The following is a 23,160-nucleotide window of genomic DNA, read 5'->3' as shown; positions in this document are numbered from 1 at the left end:
CGCTCAGCTCCGCTCGTAGGCGCCCAGCCCGGGGCGCAGGGTCTTGTCGTCGAGGAACTGGGTCAGGCCCTGTTCCTTGCCGCGCTCCGGATCGTGCCCGGTCGTGGCGTCCAGCTTGGCGTAGAGGTAGTCCTCGGCCTCGTCCCAGGACATCGTCTGGGCCTTCTTGAACCCGACCTTCGCCGCGCGGAGCACGTGGGTGTTCATCCCGGCGAGCTTGCGGGCGACCTCGACCGTCCGCTCGCGCAGCCGCTCGGCCGGGACCGACTCGTTGATCAGCCGCATCTGCGCGGCGCGGCGGCCGTCGAACGTCTCGCCGGTCATGATGAACCACAGGGCGTCGCGCGAGGAGACGGTCTCGGCCAGCGCGCGGCTGACCAGGCCGCCCGGCGGGATGCCCCAGTTGACCTCGGACAGGCCGAACGTCGCGTCGTCGGCGGCGATCGCCAGGTCGCAGCACACGAGTGGGGTGAACGCCCCGCCGAAGCACCAGCCGTTGACCATCGCGATCGTCGGCTTCGAGAAGTGGATCAGGCGTCGCCACTGCCATTCCGCGGAGTCGCGCCGCGCCCGGACCTCGACGTGCGGCGGGCCGGCGTCGACCTCGCGGAAGTACTCCTGCAGGTCCATCCCGGCCGACCACGCGTCGCCGTCCCCGGTCAGCACGACCGCGCGGGCACCGTCCTCGGCCTCCAGGATCTCCAGCGCCGCGATCATCTCCCGGTTCAGCGTCGGGCTCATCGCGTTGCGCTTCTCGGGGCGGGCGAAGAACAGCCAGCCGATGCCGTCGTCATCGATCTCGACGCGGACGGTGGCGAACTCGCCGACGGTGCGGGTACCGGTCATCGGGCGACCCCAGATCTCTCGTTCTTCGATCCCAGTTGTTATCAGGTTACCTGATGATTACCGGAGAAGATCGGTCCTGCAACCCCCGTCCCGTCCGGTCCGCCTCACGCGGTCGGCGCCGCGGTCCCGCGGGCCACCGGCGCGACGGCCTGGTGGGCGCGTTCGAGGCGGTCGCGGAACGCCGTCAGCTCCTCGGGGCTCATCACGCCCTCGACCAGGCCTTCGAGCTCGGAGACGACGCCCGCGCAGGCACGCATCCGCTCCCGTCCAAGCGGGGTCAGGTGGATCAGCAGGATGCGGCGGTTGGTGGCGTCCTTGTCCCGGGAGACCAGCCCCGCCCGTTCCAGGGTGATCACCTGCTCGTGCATCGTCTGCGGGGTGACGAACGAGCGCCGGGCCAGCTGGGCCGAGGTCAGACCGTCGCGCGCCGCGAGCGCCGTCAGTGCCGTGTACTGCGGGGCGGTGATGCCGTACGGGCGGAGCACGTCGTCGAGCACGGCGCGGATCGCCAGCTCCAACTGCTTGACCATGTACAGCGTCGACGGCGTGTGGCTGAACGTGGCGGGCACGAGGGGCAGCGTAGGGGCAGGGGTGGCGGAGTGAAGGTCGGGACGTTCCTGTTGCCCGGAGGTTTCCCCGGACGGGACCACGCGGCCGTCCTGCGGGCCTCGGTGGACGCCGCGGTCGCGGCCGAGGAGGCCGGTTTCGACGACGTGTGGGTCGCCGAGCACCACTTCATGACCTACGGCCTGTGCCCGTCCGCGGTCACGCTGGCCGGCTACCTGCTCGGCGCCACCCGGCGGATCACCGTCGGCACCGCGGTCAGCGTGCTGCCGACCGTGCACCCGGTCGCGCTGGCCGAGCAGGCGCTGCTGCTCGACCAGGTCTCCGGCGGGCGGTTCCGGCTCGGCGTCGGACGTGGCGGGCCCTGGGTGGACCTGGAGGTGTTCGCCACCGGCGCCGACCGGCACGGCGAGGCCGGGTTCGCCGAGTCGCTGGACCTGCTGCTGGCCACGCTGGACGGCCCGAGCGTCGCCGCGGACGGGGAACGCTTCCGCTTCCGCGAGGTGCCGGTGACGCCCGCGCCGCGGCCCGGCACGACGCACGGCGGGGTGGCGCCGGTGCTGGCCGCGACGTCGACGTCCGGGATCGCGGCCGCGGCCCGACGCGGCCTGCCGATGCTGCTCGGGATGCACGCCGACGACGAGGAGAAGGCCCGGTTCACCGCCGCCTACAGCGACGCGGGCGGACCGCCGCGGATGCACCTGTCCGCCGGGATCGCGCACGTCGAGGACACCGCCGCCCGCGCTCGGACCGTGGTGCGGGCGTCGCTGCCGCGCTGGCTCGAGCCCGGTCTCGCCGGGTACGTCCGGCTCGACGGCGCGCCCCGGACCCCGCGCGACCCGCGGGAGTACACCGAGCTCCTGTGCCGGCTGCACCCGGTCGGCGACGCCGGGCACGCGATCGCCCGCCTGACCGAGACCGCGGCGACGACCGGGATCGACCACGTCGTGCTGCTCGTCGACTGCACCGGCGACCCGGCCCGCACCGCCGAGAACATCGCCCGCCTCGGCGCCGAGGTGCTGCCGTACCTGCCCGGGCGCGAGCCGGTCGGGGACCCCGGCGGGCACACGGCGTACCGCCCTCGACCGTCGGATGCGTCACACGGCGTGCGGGTCACACCACAGGCGCTGCCGGGGCCGAACGGCGCTCACTAGACTCCCCGCAACTCCACGGGAGAAGACGGAGCGGCCGCCCGTGGGCCGGTGAGGAGATGCGATGGCGACCACCCAGACCACCGGCACGTCCGAGGGCGGGGCCGATCAGGACGGCCCGGTCGAGCCCGAGAACCTGGTGCTGGCCGGCGAGTTCGCCGCCACCTCCCGGGACCAGTGGCTCGACGCCGTCGACCAGATCGTCCACAAGTCCGGCCGCATCCGCGAGGACGCGCTGCTCGGTGCCGGCGTGCAGAAGCTCTCCCGCACCAGCCCGGACGGGATCCGCGTCGCGCCGCTCTACGCCGCCGAGGACGTCGAGGACCTCCCGGGGACCGGCGTCCCCGGCGCCTGGCCGTTCACCCGGGGCTCCCGCGCCGCCGGGCACGTCGCCGAGGGCTGGGACATTCGCCAGCGCCACGCCGGCACCGACCCCGCCGCCGTGAAGGACGCCGTCATGGGCGACCTGGAGAACGGCGTCAACTCGGTCTGGCTCACCGCCGGTGACGCCGGCGTGCCGGTCGAGGAGATCGGGTCCGTGCTCGCGGACGTCTACCTCGACCTGGCGCCCGTCGTGCTGGACGCGGGGGAGCAGGCGGCCGAGGCCGCGGAGGCCTACCTGGCGCTCGCCGCCGAGCGCGGTATCGAGGACTCGGCCCTGCTGGGCACGCTCGGTCTCGACCCGATCGGCCTGCGCGCCCGCGCCGGCAACGGTCCGGACGTCGACTCCGTGGTGGCGATCGCCCGTCGCGTCGCGAACGACTTCCCGCTGGTCAAGGCCGTCGTCGTGGACGCCACCCCGGTCCAGGAGACCGGCGGCTCGGACGCCCAGGAGCTGGGCTTCTCCCTCGCCTCCGGCGTCGCCTACCTGCGCGCGCTGACCGCCGCCGGCCTGGACGTCGCCGCCGCGGCGAGCCTGCTCGAGTTCCGCTATGCGGCCACGCCCGAGCAGTTCCCGACGATCGCGAAGCTGCGCGCCGCACGCCGTCTCTGGGCGCGGGTGCTGGAGGCGTCCGGGACCACCGACGTCCCCCAGACCCAGCACGCCGTAGTCCCGCCGACCCTGTTCAGCCGCCGCGACCCGTGGGTCAACATGCTGCGCGGCACCGTCGCCGGGTTCGCCGCGGGCGTCGGGGGCGCGGACGCCGTCACCGTCCCGCCGTTCGACGTCGCGATCGGGGAGTCCGAGCCGTTCTCCCGCCGGGTCGCGCGCAACACCCAGGCGCTGCTGATCGAGGAGTCGCACCTGGCGCAGGTGATCGACCCCGCCGGTGGCTCCTGGTACGTCGAGCACCTCACCGACGACCTCGCGACGACGGCCTGGGCGTTCTTCCAGGAGATCGAGGGCGCCGGTGGCGTCGTCGCCGCGCTCGACTCCGGGCTCGTCGCACGGAGGACGGCCGAGGTCCGGGCCGGGCGCGAGCAGGCCGTCGCCCACCGGACGGCGCCGCTCACCGGCGTCAGCGAGTTCCCGAACCTCGACGAGCGCCTGGTCGAGCGGACCCCGCTGCCGGAGGCGATCGAGCGCGGCGGGCTGCCGCTCTACCGGCCGTCGGAGGCCTACGAGCACCACCGGGACCGCTCCGACGAGATCCTGGCCGACAAGGGGGAGCGCCCGTCGGCGTTCCTCGCCACGCTGGGCCCGCTGGCGGCCTACACCGCCCGCGCCGGGTTCGCCCGCAACCTGCTGCAGGCCGGTGGGCTCGACGCCCCGGAGGCCGGCGCGACCGAGTCCGCCGAGGAGGTCGCGACGGCCTTCCGCGAGTCGCCGAGCACGGTCGCGGTGCTGTGTTCGACCGACAAGCTCTACGACGAGCGCGCCGCCGACACCGCCGCCGCCCTGCGCGAGGCCGGTGCCACGCGCATCCTGCTGGCGGGACGTCCGGCCGAGGAGGTCCCCGGCGTCGACGGGTACCTCTACGCCGGGTGCGACGCCCTGGCCGTCATCGACGACGTGTACGCCGCTCTGGAGGCACAGGCATGAGCATCCCCGACTTCACCGGCGTCCCGCTCGCCTCGGACAAAGCGCCCGGCACCGACTGGGCCGCCGCCCTGGGCGGCGCGGACACCCCGCCGACCTGGGAGGCCCCCGAGGGGATCGGCGTCAAGCCGCTCTACGTCCCCGGTGACGTCGCCGACCTGGACTTCCTGCGCACCTACCCGGGCATCACCCCGTACCTGCGCGGGCCCTACGCCACGATGTACACCAACCAGCCGTGGACGGTGCGCCAGTACGCCGGGTTCTCCACCGCGGCCGAGTCCAACGCGTTCTACCGGCGCAACCTCGCCGCCGGGCAGAAGGGCCTGTCGATCGCGTTCGACCTGGCCACGCACCGCGGCTACGACTCCGACCACCCGCGCGTCGGCGGCGACGTCGGCATGGCGGGCGTCGCGATCGACTCGATCCTCGACATGCGCCAGCTCTTCGACGGCATCCCGCTGGACAAGATGTCGGTGTCGATGACCATGAACGGCGCCGTCCTGCCGGTGCTCGCGCTCTACATCGTCGCGGCCGAGGAGCAGGGGGTGACGCCGGACAAGCTCACGGGGACGATCCAGAACGACATCCTCAAGGAGTTCATGGTCCGCAACACCTACATCTACCCGCCGCAGCCGTCGATGCAGATCATCTCCGACATCTTCAGCTACACCTCGCGGGAGATGCCGAAGTTCAACTCGATCTCGATCTCCGGCTACCACATCCAGGAGGCGGGGGCGACCGCCGACCTGGAGCTGGCCTACACCCTGGCCGACGGCGTCGAGTACCTGCGCGCGGGCATCGACGCGGGCATGGAGGTCGACAAGTTCGCGCCGCGCCTGAGCTTCTTCTGGGCGATCGGCATGAACTTCTTCATGGAGGTCGCGAAGATGCGGGCCGCGCGCCTGCTCTGGTCGAAGCTCGTGCAGCGCTTCGAGCCGCAGAACCCGAAGTCGCTCTCGCTGCGCACGCACTCGCAGACCTCGGGCTGGTCGCTGACCGCGCAGGACGTCTACAACAACGTCGTCCGCACCTGCGTCGAGGCGATGGCCGCGACCCAGGGCCACACCCAGTCCCTGCACACCAACGCCCTCGACGAGGCGCTGGCGCTGCCGACGGACTTCTCCGCCCGGATCGCGCGCAACACCCAGCTGCTGCTGCAGCAGGAATCGGGCACCACGAACGTCGTCGACCCGTGGGGCGGCAGCTACTACGTCGAGCGCCTGACCTACGACCTGGCGCGACGCGCGTGGGCGCACATCGACGAGGTCGAGAAGGCCGGCGGGATGGCGCAGGCGATCGACGCCGGCATCCCGAAGATGCGCGTCGAGGAGGCCGCCGCCCGCACCCAGGCGCGGATCGACTCGGGCCGCCAGCCGGTGATCGGCATGAACAAGTACGTCGTCGACGTCGACGAGGCCGTCGACGTCCGCAAGGTCGACAACTCCACGGTGCGCCGCGAGCAGATCGAGAAGCTGCAGAAGCTCCGTGCCGAGCGCGACGACCGCGCCACCGACGACGCCCTGCGCGCCCTGACGAACGCCGCCGAGAAGATCGGCGAGGGCTCGTCGCGCAACGACGACCAGAACCTGCTGGCCCTGGCCGTGGACGCCGCCCGCGCGAAGGCCACCGTGGGGGAGATCTCCGACGCGCTGGAGAAGGTGTTCAGGCGGCACTCCGGGCAGATCAGGATCATCTCCGGCGTGTACTCCAAGGAGGCCGGGCAGAGCCCGGCGATCGACCGGGCCCGCGAGCTGGTGGCCGAGTTCGCCGAACACGAGGGACGCCAGCCCCGGATCCTGGTCGCGAAGATGGGCCAGGACGGCCACGACCGCGGCCAGAAGGTCATCTCGACGGCGTTCGCCGACATCGGCTTCGACGTCGACGTGGGCCCGCTGTTCCAGACCCCGGGCGAGGTCGCGCGCCAGGCCGTCGAGTCCGACGTGCACGTGGTCGGAGCCAGCTCGCTGGCCGCCGGTCACCTGACCCTTCTCCCGGAGCTGCGCTCGGAGCTGGCCGAGCTGGGTCGCGAGGACATCATGGTCGTCGTCGGCGGCGTGATCCCGCCCGGTGACGTCCAGGAGCTCCTCGACATGGGCGCCGCCGCGGTGTTCCCGCCGGGCACCGTGATCGCCGAGGCCGCGACCGACCTGCTCGGCAAGCTCTCGGCGGCGCTGGGTCACGGCTCCTCCGAGGACGGACCCGAGGCCGGGAGCGTGTTCGCCGACTGATGGCTCCCCGCACCCCCGATGTCGCGGCCCTGGCCAAGGGCGTGCTCGACGGCTCCCGCGCGACCCTGGCCCGGGCGATCACCCTGGTCGAGTCCAGCCGCCCGGACCACCAGCAGGCCGCGCAGGAGCTGCTGCTCGAGGTCACGCCCAAGGCCGGCGCAGCCGTGCGGGTCGGCATCTCGGGCGTCCCCGGCGTCGGCAAGTCGACGTTCATCGAGGCCCTCGGCACCCGTCTGACCGCGGCCGGGCACCGGGTCGCCGTGCTGGCCGTCGACCCGTCCTCGACCCGGACCAAGGGTTCCATCCTGGGCGACAAGACGCGGATGGCGGCCCTGGCCGTCGACGACAACGCGTTCATCCGGCCCTCGCCGACCGCCGGCACGCTCGGCGGCGTCGCCCGGCGCACCCGGGAGACGATGGTCCTGATGGAGGCGGCCGGCTACGACGTCGTCCTCGTCGAGACGGTCGGGGTCGGGCAGTCCGAGATCACCGTCGCCGGGATGGTGGACACGTTCCTGTTCCTGACCATCGCCCGCACCGGCGACTCCCTGCAGGGCATCAAGAAGGGGATCCTGGAGCTGGCCGATGTCGTCGCGGTGAACAAGGCCGACGGCCCGCACGAGCGCGACGCCCGCGCCGCCGCCCGCGAACTGGCCGGGGCCCTGCACATGATGACCCCGACCAGCTCCGCCTGGACCCCGCCCGTGCTGGCCTGCAGCGCGCAGTCCGGGATGGGCCTGGACAAGGTGTGGGACAAGGTCACCGCGCACCGCGCCGCCCTCGACGAGGCCGGCGAGCTGGCCACCCGCCGCGCCGACCAGCAGGTCGACTGGATGTGGGCGATGGTCCGCGACCGCCTGATGGACCGGCTGATGACCGACCCGGACCTGAAGGAGAAGCTGCCCGGGCTGACCCGCGACGTCCGCGACGGCGACCTCACCCCGACCCTGGCCGCCCAGCAGATCCTCGACGTCCTGCGCTGACGCGCGCGTGCGCGGATATCGCTGCTCCGGCGACGATATCCGCGCACGACCGGTGAAGATCACGACCCGGTCACCACCCGGGACACGCGCAGCCCGGAGGCGACAGATCCCGGCCTCGGCACGCATGCTGGGGTGGTGACCGACCAGCCCCCGGCCGACGAGCTTCCGGCCGACGAGCCCGTAGCGGCCGGCGGCGCGTGGGCCACGACGAAGCGCACGCTGTCCCGGGCCTGGGACGACAACATCTTCTCCGAGTCCGCCGCCGCCGCGTTCTGGCAGACGCTCTCGCTGCCGCCGCTCCTGCTCGGGCTGCTCGGCAGCCTCGGGTACGTCGGCGGCTGGTTCGGCCCGGACACGGTCGAGGTGGTGCAGGCCCGGATCGTGGAGTTCGCGAGCCAGGTGTTCAGCCGCAACGCCGTCGAGGAGATCATCGCCCCGACCGTCGACTCGATCCTGACGACCGGGCGCGGCGAGCTCGTCTCGCTCGGGTTCCTGATCTCGTTGTGGTCGGGATCGTCGGCGCTGTCGTCGTTCGTCGACGCCATCACCCGCGCGCACGACCAGTACGGCGTCCGGAACCCGATCTGGCAGCGGACCATCGCGCTGCTGCTGTACCTGGTCGGGCTCGTCGCCGGGATCGTCGCGCTGCCGGTCCTCGCGCTCGGCCCGGACCGGGTCACGCGCCTGATGCCCGTGGCCCTGCAGGACGGCACCGCATCGCTGATCGGCTGGCTCTACTACCCGGTGCTCGGTGTGCTGCTGATGGGCGCGCTGACCACGCTCTACCGGACCGCTCTACCGGCCAAGCCGCCGTGGCGGCGCTGCCTGCCGGGGGCGCTGCTCGCGGCGGTGGTGTTCCTGGTCGGGGTCACCGGCCTGCGCGTCTACCTGAACGTGATCACCACGACGGGTTACACCTACGGCGCGCTGGCCGCCCCGATCGCCTTCCTGCTGGCCGCGTTCTTCATCGGTTTCGCCGTGGTGATCGGGGCCCACTTCAACGCCTCGATCCAGCACTTCCACCCGGTGCGCCTCAAGGACCGCCGCGGGACGGTCGAACAGAGGGCCGACGACGGGACCACCGAGACGATCCCCGCCGGCACCGCAGGCCCCCGGCCCGTCGCGAGGCCTCAGCCCGAGTGAGCCCGGCTCTGCTCCAGCGCGGTCGTCGCGGCCGCGCGGAGCAGGGCGTGCTCGGCCGAGAGACCGAAGAACGAGAAGCCCAGCGACCGGTAACGGCGCAGGTTCTCCGGACCGGCGCACCAGATGCCGGTCGGGAGCCCGGCGTCGGCGCAGGTCGAGGTGATCCGGGAGAGCAGGGCGTCGTAGCCGGGGTCGCCGCCGTGCTGCGACGCCAGCGGGGTGCCGTGGGCCAGCGCCAGGTCCGAGGGGCCGACGAACACCGCGTCCAGCCCGTCGACGGCGACGATCTCCGGCAGCGTCTGCACCGCGGCACGCGTCTCGACCATGACCACGCACAGGCCGGGGGCGTCGGTGTCACGGCCCTGCCAGCCGAGCCGGGTCGGGCCGTAGCTGCGCACCCCCGTCGGCGGGTAGCGGCAGGCGGCGACGGCGGCGCGGGCCTGCTCGGCGGTGTCCACCAGCGGCACGATCACCCCGGCCGCACCCCGGTCCAGGGCCCGGCTGATCGGACCCTCGCCGTGTTCGGGCACCCGGACCAGCGCGTGCGTCCCGGTGGCCGAGAGCGCCTGCAGCATCGGGAGCAGCGCGTCGTCGCCGATCAGGCCGTGCTGGGCGTCGATCACCACGAAGTCGAACCCGACCGAGCCGATCACCTCGGCGGTCGCGGCGGAGGGGAGCTGGAGCCATCCGCCGACCATGTCGCCGGCGAAGCGGAGATCGTCCATGCCCCGCACTGTGCCCGGGCCACCCGCGCGACGCGACCCGTTCGGCTCGCCGGTCGCCGGGCGGTGCCGCCGGTGCCGTGCGTCACAGGTGCCCGGCGGTGTTGACGCGGCACGGACGGGCGTCGTTAGGGTCTGATCATGTTCCTCGGGGTCCGGCGTCGCCACGTCGACCTCCTGCGTACCGCGAGTGCTCGCTGTCGGGTCTCCTCCGCCCGCTGACGGCCCCATCCCGCCACGTCCGGTCCTCCCGCCACACGCGGCCCGGCGTGGTCGCCCGTGCGGCCGGACAGGCCCACCACGGCCGTTCCCACTCGCTCGCGCGTGGCCCGTGAACGCACGCGCGCCCTCGGACCAGCAGGAGACCCCATGACCCGGCAACTGCACCTCGGTGGATTCCAGATCGCCTCGCACGTGGCCCACTCGCACGCGGCCTGGCGGCATCCCGGCTCGGACCTCGACGTCCTGCGCCCCGAGTACTGGCACCGCGTCGGCCGCACGCTGGAGCGCGGACGCTTCGACTTCGTCTTCTTCGCCGACCTCCTCGCGGTCCCGACGAACTTCGGCGACAGCCTGGACGAGGCGCTGCGTCGCGGCACGCAGGCGAGCTCCACCCTCGATCCGTCCCTGGTCACCGCCAGCATCGCGGCCGTCACGAGGCACCTCGGCGTGGCGATCACCAAGAGCACGACCTACTTCCATCCGTTCGAGGTGGCGAGGATCTTCGCCACCCTCGACCACCTCAGCGGCGGCCGCGCGGCCTGGAACATCGTGACGTCGCTGTCCCGGGCCGAGGCGCGCAACTTCGGCTTCGACCAGGGCCTCGACCACGACCTGCGCTACGACCGTGCCCAGGAGTTCGTCGAGGCGGCGATCGCGCTCTGGGAGAGCTGGGAGCCGGATGCGCTCGTGCAGGACAAGGTCGGTGGCGTCTTCGCCGACCCGGCCAAGGTGCACCGGGTCGACCACGACGGGCCGTACTTCACGACCCGCGGTCCGTTGCCCACACCCCGCTCACCGCAGGGTCGACCGGTGCTCATGCAGGCCGGATCCTCGGGCAAGGGCAAGGACTTCGCGGCCCGGTGGGCCGACGTGATCTTCGAGATCGACCCGACGCCGGAGGGGCGGCGGGCCTACTACGACGACGTCAAGAGTCTCGCCTCGAACGCCGGCCGGGACCCCGAGGACGTCAAGATCTTCCCGTCGTTCATCCCGTTCGTCGGGGAGACCTCATCGATCGCGCGGGAGAAGCAGGCCTTCCACAACGACCTGGCCGACCCCGTGTCCGGACTGATCACGTTGTCGGTGCACACCGACCACGACTTCTCCACCTACGACCTGGACACGCCCGTCGAGCAGGTCGAGGTCTCCGGCAGCAAGGGCCTGTTCGACGTCGCCCGTCGGCTCAGCGAGCGCGACAACCTGACGTTGCGGGAGGTCGGGAAGCTCTACGCCCAGGGCGTGCTGCTCCCGCAGTTCGTGGGGACGGCCTCGGAGATCGCCGACGAGATCGAGGCGGGTTTCGCCGGTGGCGAGGCGGACGGCTTCATCCTCTCCGCCGCGCAGAGCCCGGGCACCTTCGACGACTTCGTCGACCAGGTCGTCCCCGAGCTGCAGCGGCGCAAGCTGTTCCGCTCGGAGTACACCGGCGCCACGCTGCGGGAGAACCTCGGGCTCGGGAGCTCCTGAGCGACGGGTCGCAGCAGAGCGGCCCGGCCCCCTTTCGTGCCGCGGGCGGGTACGACCGGGCATCATCTGCAGTCATGCACGTGAGGGCGCTTCCGGCGCGGCCGGTGATCGGGATCCTGCATCCGGGGGTGATGGGTGCGGCGCTCGGGTCGGCGCTCAAGGCCCGCGCCGGTGCGGTGATCTGGGCCGACGCCGGCCGTACGCACGCCACCGCCAAACGCGCCGAGATCGCGGACCTGGTCGCCGTCCCGGACGTCGCCGACCTCGCCCGGCGCGCCCACATGATCATCTCGATCTGCCCGCCGCACGCCGCCCGCGATGTCGCCGGGCAGGTCGCGGCGGCCCTGGAGGGCCGCGACGAGTGCCCCCTCTACGTCGACGCGAACGCCGTCTCACCCCGGACGGTCGCCGACATCGAGGGGATCCTCGGCACCGGGACGGTGTGCGACGGGGCGATCATCGGGCCACCGGCGTGGGAGCGCGGGAAGACGGTGTTCTGGCTGTCCGGGCCGGGTGCGGCGACCGTCGCGGACCTGTTCGCGGACACCCCGTTCGACGCCCGCGTACTCGGCGACGAGATCGGCACGGCGAGCGGGCTCAAGGCCTGCTTCGCGCTGCAGAGCAAGGCGCTGCCGACGGTGTGGCTCGCGATCGAGTCCGCCGCGGCACGGTTCGGTGTCACCGACGCGCTGCGCGACGAGCTCGACCGCACCGGCGCGGGCTACGACGCGGCGCTGGCGGCCGTCCGCGACAGGGCCGACGGCAAGGCGTGGCGCTGGGCGGGGGAGATGGACGAGGCCGGCGACGCCCTGGCCGCGATCGGGGTCCCCGACGGCTTCTCCCGCGCCGCCGCCGAGATGTACCGCCGCGAGGGCTGAGCCCGGGCCGTCTCGGCGGCCACGGGGCCGGCCGGGAGCGCCGAAGGGGCCCTCCGGGACACCTGACGTCCCGAGGGGTCCCCTCGAGGCGGGCGGATCGGCCGGCTACGTCGTCGCGGGGCGCCGCGCGCCGTAGGCGGCCAGCAGGACGGCGAGAGCGTCCTCGGTCAGGGCACCCGGCAGGTCGGCCCCGAGCTGACCGGACGCGGTCGCGCGGAGGCGCGATCCGCCCCAGGCCGAAGTCCCGGCACCCAGCACCGCGACGAACACCGCGGGCCACGGCGTCCGGCGGTCCCGCAGGGCCACTACGAACGCGGCGGCCGCCCCCAGCACGAGACGCCCGCCGAGACCGGCGGGGGCGAGCCGGCTGGGCACCGACGGGTGCTTGTCTGCGCCGGACTCCCCGAGCAGCGCCACCGCGGTCACCGCGCGCCCGGCCGTCGTCCCGAGCAGACGCGCCGGGCCGTCGTCCTTCGGCGTGGACGTCCAGGCCGCCGCGGCCACGCCGCTCGTGCTGCGGGCTCCGGAGGCGACGCCGAGGGCCGCGGCACGGAGGAGGTCGGGGGAGGAGGTACGCATCTGCGAGCGGTACCCGGACCGGACGAGGGTCAATCCGGGGGCGCGCCCGGTGGGGCAGCTCACGGCCCCGCCCCACCGGTCTGCCGGGGCGGAGCGGGAGCCCGTGCTCGATACTCGGTCCATGAGCGACTCGTCGACTGCGTCGTCCGGCTCCGCCGAGGTCATGGAGGCGCCGATCCCGGTCCTGCCCGCCCCGTACCACTCCCCGGAGCGCGAGGCCCTGCAGAAACAGGCCCGGGACTTCGCGATGGGCCGCGTCCTGCCCCTGGCCAACGAGCTGGACCCGCAGAAGGGCGAGATCCCGCGGGAGCTGATCGACGAGATGGCCGAGCTCGGCTACTTCGGGATCACGGTGCCGAAGGAGAACGGCGGCCTCGGGCTCGGCGCGTTCGAGTACTGCATGGTGGCCGAGGAGCTGGCCCGGGCGTGGATGAGCGTCGGGTCGATCATCGCCCGCGCCCAGGGCGCCGGGACCGGCGTCGCCGACTCCGAGCGCCGCGGAGAGCTCCTGCACCGCAGCGCCACGGGGGCCTGGATCGGCGCGATCGCGCTGTCCGAGCCCGACGCCGGGTCCGACCTCGCCGGCGTGGAGACCCGCGCCGTCCGCGACGGCGACGAGTTCGTGATCACCGGGCACAAGCGCTGGACCGGCAACGCGAAGGCCGCCGACTTCATCCAGGTCCTGGTCCGCACCGAGGACCCGGAGCCGGGGGAGAAGCGCTCGGCCGGGCTGGCGACGGTCGTGGTGGAGAAGGAGCGGGACTCCTTCCCCGACGGCCTCACCGGCACCCCGATCGACAAGATCGGCTACCACGGCTTCGTCACCTGGGACCTGCACTTCGACGGCCTGCGCGTCCCGGTGTCGAACCAGCTCGGCTCCGGCGGCGAGGGCTTCGCCGACGCCCAGGCCTGGCTCAACATCGCCCGGGTGCACACCGCCGCCCGTGCGGTCGGGCTGGCCCGCGCCGCGGTCGAGGACTCGATCGGCTACCTGCAGGAGCGGCGGCAGTTCGAGCACCCGATCGGCGACTTCCAGGCCCTGCGCTTCAAGCTGGCCACGATGGCCGCGCGGGTCGAGCAGGCGCGGTCGTTCTACCAGCACGTGGCGCACCGCCTGGACCAGGGCGAACCGTGCGAGCGGGAGGCCGCGATGGTGAAGCTGCTGGCCACCGAGATGGCCGCGGAGGTGACCGGCGACGGCATCCAGCTGCACGGCGGCAACGGCTACACCACCGAGCGCCAGGTGGAACGGCACTGGCGCGACGCCCGTCTGACGACGATCTTCGAGGGCACCAGCGAGATCCAGATGAAGATCATCTCGGACCGTCTTCTGCCCCGCGCCGGCACGAGCTGAGCGCTACCGGAACGCTCCGCGCACCATCCCGAGCACGTCGTCCTCGCCCAGGCCCAGCCGTCGGGCGAGGGCGACGAGCTCGGTCGCCCGCTCGGTGATCTCGGCGTGCCCACCGGTGGCCGCGGCGGTCAGCACCGCGCCCCGTCCACGGCGCAGGTCGACCAGGCCCTCGTCGCGCAGCTGCTGGTAGCCCCGCAGCACCGTGTGCAGGTTGATGCCCAGCGACGACGCGACCTCCCGCGCCGGTGGCAACCGGTCCCCGGCGCTCACCTGCCCCTCGGCCACCGCACGGCGCACCGACGCGGCGACCTGGTCTCCCAGCGGCGTCGGCGACGACGGGTCGACGCGGATCAGCACGCCGGGTCCGCCGCGCGCCGCCGGTCCAGCTCGGTGTTGACCAGCGCCGCGGCGGTGCCCGCGCCCGGGACCGTGACCAGGAACTCGCGGTCCCCGGACAGGTCCAGGTGCAGAGTCTCACCGGAGCGTGTCGCGCGGTAACCCGACACTCCCGGCCGGCGCAGTACGCCGTAGGCCGACCACGGCAGACGCTCCGGCTCGAGCGTTCGCCCGGTGGCCTCGACCACCTCGTCCAGCGGCGCCGCGGTCAGGGTCCGGCGCAGCAGCGGCTGCTCGACCCGTACGCCGTTGGCGTCCACCCGCACGCGGGCCCAGGCCTGCACGGCGGTCACGACGGCCAGGACCAGCAAGGCGGCCGGAGCGGCGAGGGTGCGGACCGCCCACCACTCGACCGCGGCCAGGACCAGCCAGAGGCCGGCGATCGCGAGTGCCGGACGGGCCACCACGGAGCGCGTCCACAGCACACGTTCCCCCGCGGCCAGCGGCATCCGGGGCGCGTCCGGACCCGGACGGCCACTCGTCGCCGGGCGCACCGGGTCCCGCCCCGCCGCGAGCCACCCGAGAGCTCCCGCGAGGACCGCGAGCACGAAGATCGCGGTCGATCCACCCCACCACTGATCCGGCCGGGCCGGCGGACCCGTCAGGTCGAGGTTGCGGGTCACCGTCGACAGCTCGAACAGCAGGCTGAACGCGGCCGCACCCCAGCCGAGCGCGACGGCGGAGCGCCCGCTGCCCGCCGGCGCGTTCCTGCGGAGCACCATGGCCAGCACGAACCCGATCGCGAGCACCTGCCAGACGAGGGGGAGGACGACCACGCGCGACCAGCTCAGGAAGCCGCTGTACCCGCCGTCGTCCCCCCACGCGCGGTCCGGCAGCCGGTCGGACAGCACCAGCGGCGCGAACGCCACCAGGAGTCCGGCCAGCACCGGCGCCAGTGCGACCACGATCCGGCGACGCCGGGTCCGTCCGTACTCGTCCATCGCTACCCCCCGAGTCGAACTTGTTTGCAAAATACTAGAACAAGTGTGTCTCGTGGTGCAACGCCGGCTCCGGAGGTACGACACGGACTACCCGTACGACCCGGCCCCGGATAGCGTCCGGCCATGCCGCTCGACCCGATCTTCCGCACGATGCTCGACACCCTCGAGAGCGCCGGCGCGCTGCCGCTGATCCGGGGCTCCGCCGTCGAGTCCCGGGAGCACTACCGCGCGTTGTCTCTGTCGCGCCGCGGGCCGGACTTCGTGCCCGAGGAGGTCGCCTCCGTCGTCGAGGACGCCGCGGACGGGCCGCACGGGCCGGTCCCGGTGCGGATCTACCACCCGGCGACGGACGGCGGCGCCGTCGTGCTGTGGCTGCACGGGGGAGGGTGGGTGCTCGGCGACCTCGACACCCACGACCCGCTCTGCCGGCGGGTGGCGAACGCGCTCGGCGCGGTCGTCGTCTCGGCGGACTACCGGCTCGCCCCCGAGTACCCGCACCCGGCGCCGCTCGACGACTCCGAGGCCGCGCTGCGAGCGGTGGCGCAGTGGTTCCCGGGCCGGCCGATCGGCGTGGCCGGCGACAGCGCCGGGGCGAGCCTGGCCGCCGGCCTGGCCCTGCGCGCCCGGGACGGGGGACCGGCCGTGGCCGCGCAGCTGCTGTTCTACCCCTCGACCGACCCGGCGCAGTCGCAGCCCTCGACGGCCGAGAACGGCGAGGGCTACTTCCTGACCGCGTCCGACATGCGCTGGTTCTACGAGCAGTACCTGCCCGGCGGCTCCGACGACCCGCAGGTCGACCTGCTGCACGCCGACGTCCGCGGCGTCGCACCGGCGGTGGTCGCGACCGCGGAGTTCGACCCCCTGCGCGACGAGGGCCTGGCCTACGCCGACCTGCTCGACCGGGCCGGCGTCACCGTCCGGCGCATCCCGGGGCCGGGCCTGATCCACGGCTATGCGGCGTTCCTCGGCGTGGTCGACGCGGCCGAACGGGCGGCGGCCGATGCTCTGAACGGGTTCAAGGAGCTGCTCACTCCTGGGTGATCGCGCACGTACTGACCGTTGCCGTCACGTCACCGTCACATTTGGGACACCGATCCGTAGCACGTCCGGTGCATATTCGGGCATCCTTCGATCGTGACGAGTGAGGTGGGGATGGGCCGTTCGGAGACCGGTCGTACCGGTGCCCGGTTCGGTGCGCCCGCCCGCCGGGCCGGGCACACCCCGGACCCCGAGTTCCCGCACGGGCGCCCGCCCGAGGAGCCCGAGCCCGTCGAGGCCGTCGCCGAGTTCTCCGGCGAGGCCCCGCTCCCGGCCGGAGCCCGCTTCGGCGGACAGACCCGCAGGCAGCGCAAGGCCGCCGCGAAGGCCGCGGCGGAGGCCGCGGTGACCGCCGAGGCACCGCCGGCACCGGAACCGCCGCATGCCGAGGAACCCGCCGAGCCCCCGGACGAGCGGGGACGGGCGTGGGAGACCACCCCGATGCCGCGCTTCGTCGACGAGCCCGAGCCCGCCGCCGCGACCACCCGCGCGGTCCGGCCCTACGTCGTCACCGGCGGGCGCACCCGCGCCCGGATGGAACTGCGGATCGAGACGCTCGTGACGGCCACCGGAGGTCCCGGCCAGGCCGACGTCGGCGAACGCCGGACGGTGCTGGAGCTGTGCTCGCGGCCGCGCTCGGTGAGCGAGGTCGCCGCGCTGACGAAGGTCCCCCTCGGTGTGGCCCGGGTTCTGATCGGCGACCTGGCCGGCGAGGGACGCCTGCGGGTGCACGTCGGTGTCGACGCGGCCACCGGGCCGGACATGGCGCTGCTCGACCGGGTCCTCTCCGGACTGCGCAACCTCTGACCCGGGCCGGCTCCGACCAGGGCCGCCTCCGAGGCCCCGGGCCGCAACCGGAACGGGACGGACGGGACGCTCGAGATGTCGGCCCGTCCGAACCGGACCAGCATGGGGCCATGACCACCGACCGTCCCGTCCGCATCGGGCTGCAGCTGCAGCCCCAGCACGCCGACTACTCCGAGATCCGACGCACGGTCGCCGCCGCCGAGGAGGCCGGCGTGGACATCGTCTTCAATTGGGACCACTTCTTCCCTCTCTACGGTGAGCCCGACGGCAAGCACTTCGAGTGCTGGACCATGCTCGGTGCCTGGGCCGAGGCCACCTCCCGCGTCGAGATCGGCGCCCTCGTGACCTGCAACAGCTACCGCAACCCCGAGCTTCTCGCCGACATGGCCCGCACCGTGGACCACATCTCCGACGGCCGCCTGATCCTGGGCATCGGCTCCGGCTGGTTCCAGCGCGACTACGACGAGTACGGCTACGAGTTCGGCACCGCCGGCGGCCGGCTCACCGAGCTGGGCAAGGCCCTGCCGCGCATCCGCGAGCGCTGGGGCAGGCTCAACCCGGCCCCGACCCGCGACATCCCGGTTCTGATCGGCGGGGGTGGGGAGAAGAAGACCCTGCGCTACACCGCCGAGCACGCCACCATCTGGCACGGCTTCGGCGACGTCGAGACGTTCACGCACAAGACCGGCGTGCTCGACGGGCACTGCCGCGACATCGGGCGGGACCCGTCCGAGATCGAACGGTCGGTCGCCGTCGAGGGGGCGCCGTCGGAGAACGGGCAGGCGCTGCTCGACGCGGGCGCGCGGCTGTTCACCATCGGGCAGGACGGGCCGGACTACGACCTGGGCAAGCTCGGGGACTGGATCGCCTGGCGCGACGAGCAGAACGCCGCGTAAGCCGTCACCGCACGAACGGTTCCCGGATCAGGTCCGGGATCCGTTCGGCCGGCACGGCGGGGGCGTAGTACCAGCCCTGGGCGTTGGTGCAGCCGTAGGAGCGCAGGCGTTCGGCCTGGTCACGGGTCTCCACCGCCTCGGCGGTGACGTCGAGGTGCAGCGAACGGGCCAGCTTCACCAGGGCTCGGAGGATGACGTCGTCGCGGTCGGCGGACCCGGCGACGAAGTTGCCGGCCAGCTTGAGGTTGTGCACCGGGAGCTGGCGCAGGTAGGACAGGTTCGAGTAGCCGGTCCCGAAGTCGTCGATCGCGATCTGCACGCCCATCGCGGCGAGCTCCTTGAGCGCCGCGGCCGGACGGCCGGGGGTGCCCATCAGGTCCCGCTCGGTGAGCTCGAGCTGCAGCAGCCCGGGCGGCATGTCGTACTCGGCGAGCACCGTGCGGATGTCGCCGACCAGGTCGTTCTCGCTCATCTGGCGGGCCGCGACGTTCACGCTGACGACCAGCTCGTGCCCGGCGTCGCGCCAGGCCCGGGCCTGGCGACAGGCCTCGTCGAGCACCCGGCGGCCCAGCGGGACGACCAGGCCGGTCTCCTCGGCCAACGGGATGAACCGGTCCGGCCCGATCAGCTCGCCGTCCGGGCGCTGCCAGCGCACCAGCGCCTCCACCCCGACCGTCCGCTCGTCGGCCAGGCGCACCAGCGGCTGGTAGACGACCCGGAAGTCGTCGCGCCGCAACGCCTCGGGCATCTGCGAGGAGAGCTCGAAACGCAGCACGTCGGAGCGGTGCCGCTCCTGGTCGAACACCGCGTACCGCCCGCGGCCGGCGTGCTTGGCCGAGTAGAGCGTCGTGTCGGCCGCCTTCATCAGCTCCTCGGGGCCGGCGTCGCCCTCGTGGCGGACGACCCCGATGCTCGCCGAGATCGCGACGTCGTGGGAGTCGATGCGGACCGGACGCCGCACCGTCTCCAGGGCGACGGAGGCCACGTCCTCCAGCTCCGGGCCGTCCTCCGAGCGCTCCACGAGCACGACGAACTCGTCGCCGCCCATCCGCGCCACCAGGTGCCCGCAGGGCGCGAGGGCGTCGCGCAGCCGGTCCGCGACGGCCTGCAACAGCCGGTCCCCGGTGTGGTGCCCGAGCGTGTCGTTGACGACCTTGAACCCGTCCAGGTCCAGGTAGCAGACCCCGGGCCGGGGGCCGGACCCGTTCTCGCCGACCCGGCGCATGGACGCGCGCAGCCGCTCGAAGAACAGGGACCGGTTGGGCAGACCGGTCAGCGGGTCGTGCTGGGCCTGGTAGGTCAGGCGCTGTTGCAGCTCCATCCGCTCGGTGATCTCGTTGACCATCGCGAGCAGGTAGCGAGGGTGCCCGTCGGTGTCCCGGACGGCGGAGACGACGGCGTCCACCCAGATCCGGCGCCCGTCCGGGCGCTGGTAGGGCCGCTCGACGGTGATCCGGTCCAGCGTGCCGTCGGCGAGGCGGGGGAGGTCGGCCCAGAACGCGGGGTCCTGCCGCGGCGGCACGACGTCCGCGACGGTCATCGCGCGCATCTCCTCGGCGGTGTGCCCGACCATCTCGCAGGCCGCGCTGTTCGCCTCCATCGACGTCCCGTCCAGGGCGAACACGATGATCCCGACGGTCGCGGCGTCGAACACCGCGGAGAAGCGCGCCTCGCTGGCCCAGCGCGCCTCGTCGGCGGTGGTGCGTGCGTCCAGCGCGGCCGTGGTGATCGCCTCGTGCTCGGTGAGCGTGCGCCGGCGCAGAGCGTCGGCGTACCCGCGCCCGAGCGCTCCCTGCAGGGCGAGCAGGCGCCGCAGCCGTCCGGGGTTGTCCGCGGCGTCGGCCAGGCACTCGCCGAGCACCAGATGGGTGTCCTCGAGAACGGCCGGCTCCGTGAGGTGCGCGTCGACGAGCGCGCGGCCGACCCGGCGGGCGTCCTCGGGGTCGAAGCGCTCGGCCAGGGCGGCGGCGAGCAGCCGGTCGGCGAGGGTGCCGATCAGCGCCCGCAGTTCGCCCATCGGCCTCGCCAGGTAGCGCGCACCGCCGACGACCTCGGTGAGCCACCGGTCGCGGAGCCGGTCCGCCCCGACGACGGCGTGTGCGGACAGCGGCTCACCGCCCTCGACCTCTGCAGCGGTCACCGGACGGCGCCACCTCTCGAATCCGGGCCCGCGAGCGCGCCGTACCGCATTCGCCAGCCCCCTTGTCCCACGCGCAGGCTACTGTCGTTCACTGCGCGTGATCGGGGAACACCATAACCAATGCGTTGCTCCGATAGGGCCGAATGTCACGTCCGGCCCTTCGTTCGGACGACCGGGCACCGGTCAGGGGCGGTCGGTCAGGCCGGTGATCCACACCACGGCCTCTCCGGCGTCGTCGGACGCGGCCAGGTCGACCTCGGCGGTGATCACCCAGTCGTGGTCGCCCGCCGGGTCGTCGAGCACCTGGCGGACGAGCCAGCGCTCCCGCTCCTCGACGATGTCGATCATCTTGGGCCCGCGGGCGTCCGGCCCGATCTCGATCCGTGGGTGCAGCGCGAAGTAGGGCTCGAACTCGGACCGCCAGCGCTCGGCGGTGAAACCGGACTCCCGGTCGAGCTCGCCGAGCAGGTCCCAGCGCCCGAACGAGGCGAGCTCGACCCGGCGGAACATCGCGTTGCGGACCAGCACCCGGAACGCGCGCTGGTTGGCGGTGACCCCGGACGGCGCCGCCCCGACCGCCTCGGCGGTGGGCGGGAGCACCTCGCCCCCGGCCTCGTCGGCGCCGGCGGCGAGCTTCTCCCACTCGTCGAGCAGGCTGGAGTCGGTCTGGCGGACGAGCTCGCCGAGCCACTCGATGACGTCGGTCAGCTCGTCGGTGCGGGCGTGCTCGGGCACGGTCTGGCGCAGCGCCCGGTAGGCGTCGGCCAGGTAGCGCAGCACCAGGCCCTCGGAGCGCGCCAGCTGGTAGTGCGACACGTACTCGGTGAACGTCATCGCCTTCTCGGACATGTCGCGGACGACCGACTTGGGCGACAGGCGCGCGTCCTCCACCCACGGCGCGCCACGGCGGTAGGTCTCCAACGCGGCGTGCAGCATCTCGTCGAGCGGCTTGGGGTAGGTGACGTCCTCCAGGAGCGCCATCCGCTCCTCGTACTCGATGCCCTCGGCCTTCATCGAGGCGATCGCCTCGCCGCGGGCCTTGTTCTGCTGGGCGGCCAGCACCTGGCGCGGGTCGTCCAGGGTCGCCTCGATCACCGACAGCACGTCGAGGGCGTAGCCGTCGGCCTCGGTGTCGAGCAGCTCGACCGCGGCCAGCGCGAACGGCGACAACGGCTGGTTGAGGGCGAAATCGAGCTGCAGGTCGCCGACGAGCTGAGGCCGCCGCCCCTGCGGGGTGTCGGTCTCGGTGACGATGCCGGCGGTGAGCAGCGCCCGGTAGATCGCGATCGCGCGCAGGATGTGCTTGCGCTGCCGGGCGCGGGGCTCGTGGTTGTCCTCGAGCAGGTGCTTCATCGCGGCGAAGGTGTCCCCGCCGCGGGAGATCACGTTGAGCAGCATCGCGAACGTGACCTGGAAGTGGCTGGTCAGCGGCTCGGGCTGGGCGGTCTGCAGCTTCTCGAACGAGGTCTGCGACCAGCCGACGAACCCCTCGGGGGCCTGCTTGCGGTTGACCTTGCGGCGCTTCTTCGGGTCGTCGCCGGCCTTGGCCAGGGCCTTCGCGTTCTCGATGTCGTGCTCCGGCGCCTCGGCCACGACGGTGCCGACGGTGTCGTAGCCGGCCCGCCCGGCGCGTCCGGCGATCTGGTGGAACTCCCGGGCCTTCAACGGGCGGCTGCGGGTCCCGTCGTACTTGCTCAGCGCCGTGAACAGCACGGTGCGGATCGGGACGTTGATCCCGACGCCGAGCGTGTCGGTCCCGCAGATCACCCGCAGCAGCCCGGCCTGGGCCAGCGTCTCCACCAGGCGCCGGTAGCGCGGCAACATCCCGGCGTGGTGCACCCCGATCCCGTGCCGCACCAGGCGCGAGAGCGTCTTGCCGAACCCGGCGGTGAACCGGAACGACCCGATCGTCTCGGCGATCGCCGCCTTGTCCTCCCTGGACGTGACGTTGACGCTCATCAGAGACTGCGCGCGCTCGACGGCGGACTGCTGCGTGAAGTGCACGACGTAGACCGGCGCCTCGTGCGTCTGGAGCAGCTCGGTGATCGTCTCGTGCAGCGGGGTGAGCTCGTAGCGGAAGTGCAGCGGCACCGGCCGGTCCACCGACGTGATCTGCGCCGTCTCGCGGCCGGTGCGCCGGGTGAGGTCCTCGGCGAAGAAGCCCGTGTCGCCCAGCGTGGCGCTCATCAGCAGGAACTGCGCCTGCGGCAGCTCGATCAGCGGGACCTGCCAGGCCCAGCCACGCGAGGGGTCGGCGTAGAAGTGGAACTCGTCCATCACGACCGAGCCGACGTCGGAGTCCCGCCCGGAGCGCAGCGCCAGGTTGGCCAGGATCTCCGCGGTGCAGCAGATGATCGGGGCGCGCTCGTTCACCGCGGCGTCGCCGGTGAGCATGCCGACCATGTCCGCGCCGAACACGTCGATCAGGGCGAAGAACTTCTCGCTGACCAGGGCCTTGATCGGCGCGGTGTAGAACGTCCGCTCGCCCCGGGCCAGTGCCGCGGCGTGCGCCCCGATCGCGACCAGCGACTTCCCGGACCCGGTCGGCGTGGAGAGGATGACGTTGGCGCCGGTGACCAGCTCGAGGACGGCCTCCTCCTGCGCCGGGTAGAGCGAGAGGCCGCGCTCCTCGAAGGCCCACTCGGCGAACGTCTCGACCAGGGCGTCGGGGTCGGCGCCGGGCGGGATGCGGTCGGCGAGCGTGGGGGAGGAGGTCGCGGAAGTCATGGTGACCCCATCGTCCCAGGCGGGGGCACCGGTGACACGCGCCGGGCGGGCGCCCGGACACGTCCGGGCGACGCCGTGGCGCTAGCGTGCCCCCTGT

General features: G+C 73.2%; 20 protein-coding genes. 12 read left to right on the top strand and 8 right to left on the bottom strand.

From position 1 onward, the window contains the following. Window positions 1–3: 3 nt before the first annotated feature. A complete protein-coding gene (locus EV383_RS16930) occupies window positions 4–846 on the bottom strand; it encodes a p-hydroxycinnamoyl CoA hydratase/lyase (RefSeq protein WP_130290811.1) in 843 nt (280 codons plus the stop codon). A gap of 104 nt (window positions 847–950) precedes the next feature. Continuing rightward, on the bottom strand, window positions 951–1,415 hold the full coding sequence (locus EV383_RS16925; RefSeq protein ID WP_423213651.1) for a MarR family winged helix-turn-helix transcriptional regulator: 465 nt from the start codon (window positions 1,413–1,415) through the stop codon (window positions 951–953). Between the two features lie 30 nt (window positions 1,416–1,445). Here EV383_RS16925 and EV383_RS16920 point away from each other — a divergent pair, with 30 nt between their 5' ends. The 5 genes from EV383_RS16920 to EV383_RS16900 all read left to right on the top strand — a co-directional run bounded on the left by EV383_RS16920 (window position 1,446) and on the right by EV383_RS16900 (window position 8,896). Further along, window positions 1,446–2,564, top strand: a complete 1,119-nt coding sequence (locus EV383_RS16920; RefSeq protein WP_130290810.1) for an LLM class flavin-dependent oxidoreductase — start codon at window positions 1,446–1,448, stop codon at window positions 2,562–2,564. Window positions 2,565–2,625: 61 nt separating this feature from the next. Further along, the gene (locus EV383_RS16915) at window positions 2,626–4,545 is read left to right on the top strand and encodes a methylmalonyl-CoA mutase family protein (protein WP_130290809.1); all 1,920 of its coding nucleotides are present in this window, start codon (window positions 2,626–2,628) and stop codon (window positions 4,543–4,545) included. After that, a complete protein-coding gene (scpA, locus tag EV383_RS16910; protein ID WP_130290808.1) occupies window positions 4,542–6,770 on the top strand; it encodes a methylmalonyl-CoA mutase in 2,229 nt (742 codons plus the stop codon). Before EV383_RS16915 ends, scpA begins: the two co-directional genes overlap by 4 nt. Next, a complete protein-coding gene (gene meaB, locus EV383_RS16905) occupies window positions 6,770–7,753 on the top strand; it encodes a methylmalonyl Co-A mutase-associated GTPase MeaB (RefSeq protein WP_130290807.1) in 984 nt (327 codons plus the stop codon). Before scpA ends, meaB begins: the two co-directional genes overlap by 1 nt. 135 nt (window positions 7,754–7,888) lie before the next feature. Then, complete coding sequence (locus EV383_RS16900; protein WP_130290806.1) at window positions 7,889–8,896, top strand: YihY/virulence factor BrkB family protein; 1,008 nt, start codon at window positions 7,889–7,891, stop codon at window positions 8,894–8,896. On the opposite strand, the gene EV383_RS31235 is transcribed toward EV383_RS16900, so the two are convergent. After that, window positions 8,884–9,621, bottom strand: a complete 738-nt coding sequence (locus tag EV383_RS31235) for an HpcH/HpaI aldolase family protein (protein ID WP_165438378.1) — start codon at window positions 9,619–9,621, stop codon at window positions 8,884–8,886. The two genes, EV383_RS16900 and EV383_RS31235, sit on opposite strands and share 13 nt — an antisense overlap. Before the next feature lie 138 nt (window positions 9,622–9,759). On the opposite strand from EV383_RS31235, the gene EV383_RS33095 reads away from it, so the two are divergent. The 3 genes from EV383_RS33095 to EV383_RS16885 all read left to right on the top strand — a co-directional run bounded on the left by EV383_RS33095 (window position 9,760) and on the right by EV383_RS16885 (window position 12,185). Further along, window positions 9,760–9,840, top strand: a complete 81-nt coding sequence (locus EV383_RS33095) for a putative leader peptide (protein WP_423213696.1) — start codon at window positions 9,760–9,762, stop codon at window positions 9,838–9,840. A 147-nt stretch (window positions 9,841–9,987) separates the two neighbouring features. After that, window positions 9,988–11,307: an LLM class flavin-dependent oxidoreductase gene (locus EV383_RS16890; protein WP_130290804.1), complete on the top strand. Its 1,320-nt coding sequence runs from the start codon at window positions 9,988–9,990 to the stop codon at window positions 11,305–11,307. 80 nt (window positions 11,308–11,387) lie between these two features. After that, a complete protein-coding gene (locus EV383_RS16885; protein WP_242623149.1) occupies window positions 11,388–12,185 on the top strand; it encodes a DUF1932 domain-containing protein in 798 nt (265 codons plus the stop codon). Between the two features lie 105 nt (window positions 12,186–12,290). Here the strand turns inward: EV383_RS16885 and EV383_RS16880 are convergent, their stop codons facing one another. After that, a complete protein-coding gene (locus EV383_RS16880; protein ID WP_130290802.1) occupies window positions 12,291–12,764 on the bottom strand; it encodes a hypothetical protein in 474 nt (157 codons plus the stop codon). A gap of 121 nt (window positions 12,765–12,885) precedes the next feature. Here EV383_RS16880 and EV383_RS16875 point away from each other — a divergent pair, with 121 nt between their 5' ends. Then, window positions 12,886–14,118, top strand: coding sequence for an acyl-CoA dehydrogenase family protein (locus EV383_RS16875; RefSeq protein ID WP_207223556.1), 1,233 nt, complete (start codon window positions 12,886–12,888; stop codon window positions 14,116–14,118). A gap of 3 nt (window positions 14,119–14,121) precedes the next feature. On the opposite strand, the gene EV383_RS16870 is transcribed toward EV383_RS16875, so the two are convergent. Beyond that, window positions 14,122–14,475, bottom strand: a complete 354-nt coding sequence (locus tag EV383_RS16870; RefSeq protein WP_130290801.1) for a GntR family transcriptional regulator — start codon at window positions 14,473–14,475, stop codon at window positions 14,122–14,124. Further along, window positions 14,469–15,455: a hypothetical protein gene (locus EV383_RS16865; protein WP_130290800.1), complete on the bottom strand. Its 987-nt coding sequence runs from the start codon at window positions 15,453–15,455 to the stop codon at window positions 14,469–14,471. Before EV383_RS16865 ends, EV383_RS16870 begins: the two co-directional genes overlap by 7 nt. A 123-nt stretch (window positions 15,456–15,578) precedes the next feature. Here EV383_RS16865 and EV383_RS16860 point away from each other — a divergent pair, with 123 nt between their 5' ends. From EV383_RS16860 to EV383_RS16850, 3 genes are all read left to right on the top strand, one after another. Then, window positions 15,579–16,496: an alpha/beta hydrolase gene (locus EV383_RS16860; protein ID WP_130290799.1), complete on the top strand. Its 918-nt coding sequence runs from the start codon at window positions 15,579–15,581 to the stop codon at window positions 16,494–16,496. Between the two features lie 93 nt (window positions 16,497–16,589). Then, window positions 16,590–17,300, top strand: coding sequence for a DUF742 domain-containing protein (locus EV383_RS16855; RefSeq protein ID WP_207223555.1), 711 nt, complete (start codon window positions 16,590–16,592; stop codon window positions 17,298–17,300). A 110-nt stretch (window positions 17,301–17,410) separates the two neighbouring features. After that, window positions 17,411–18,196: an LLM class F420-dependent oxidoreductase gene (locus EV383_RS16850; protein WP_130290798.1), complete on the top strand. Its 786-nt coding sequence runs from the start codon at window positions 17,411–17,413 to the stop codon at window positions 18,194–18,196. Between the two features lie 4 nt (window positions 18,197–18,200). Here EV383_RS16850 and EV383_RS16845 read toward each other — a convergent pair whose 3' ends face one another. Both EV383_RS16845 and EV383_RS16840 read right to left on the bottom strand, forming a co-directional pair. After that, the gene (locus EV383_RS16845; protein ID WP_130290797.1) at window positions 18,201–20,336 is read right to left on the bottom strand and encodes a putative bifunctional diguanylate cyclase/phosphodiesterase; all 2,136 of its coding nucleotides are present in this window, start codon (window positions 20,334–20,336) and stop codon (window positions 18,201–18,203) included. Between the two features lie 183 nt (window positions 20,337–20,519). Then, window positions 20,520–23,063 carry a DEAD/DEAH box helicase gene (locus EV383_RS16840; RefSeq protein WP_130290796.1) on the bottom strand — a complete coding sequence of 848 codons (2,544 nt, stop codon included), beginning with the start codon at window positions 23,061–23,063 and terminating at the stop codon, window positions 20,520–20,522. Window positions 23,064–23,160: the final 97 nt, after the last annotated feature.

Origin of the sequence: Pseudonocardia sediminis (assembly GCF_004217185.1) — a bacterium.
GTDB lineage: Bacteria > Actinomycetota > Actinomycetes > Mycobacteriales > Pseudonocardiaceae > Pseudonocardia > Pseudonocardia sediminis.
The sequence above is the reverse complement of the archived record's forward strand: the minus strand, read 5'-3'. Positions and strand labels throughout refer to the sequence as shown.